Genomic DNA, 275 nt, shown 5'->3' on the forward strand with positions numbered 1-275 from the left:
GGGATGCAACTGAGGACCTCCTGAGAGTGGGTATATTCTCGTTGATCAGAATATGCCCACTCTTTAGGGTTGATGTCATGAAGACACCGTCACCGTTGCAGTTCACGCTTCTCACTGCTCTCACCGGTCGCACACTCCACGGATACGCACTCGTCGAGGAAGTCTCGACGCTCACGGGGCAACGGCCAGGTGTCGCGACCGTGTACGCCGCACTCGAGAAGCTCCTCGCACTCGGGTGGATCGCCCAGACGCAGGATGAAATCGTCGGCGGGAGG

The 275-nt window shown here is 58.9% G+C and carries 1 protein-coding gene; it reads left to right on the forward strand.

All coding sequences use genetic code 11. From position 1 onward, the window contains the following. Positions 1-77 precede the first annotated feature (77 nt). On the forward strand, positions 78-275 hold a 198-nt coding region (locus SB753_RS37060), incomplete at its 3' end, for a PadR family transcriptional regulator (protein ID WP_410805120.1).

The sequence above is a fragment of the Paraburkholderia sp. SIMBA_053 genome (genome assembly GCF_046534895.1).
Taxonomy (GTDB): domain Bacteria; phylum Pseudomonadota; class Gammaproteobacteria; order Burkholderiales; family Burkholderiaceae; genus Paraburkholderia; species Paraburkholderia caledonica.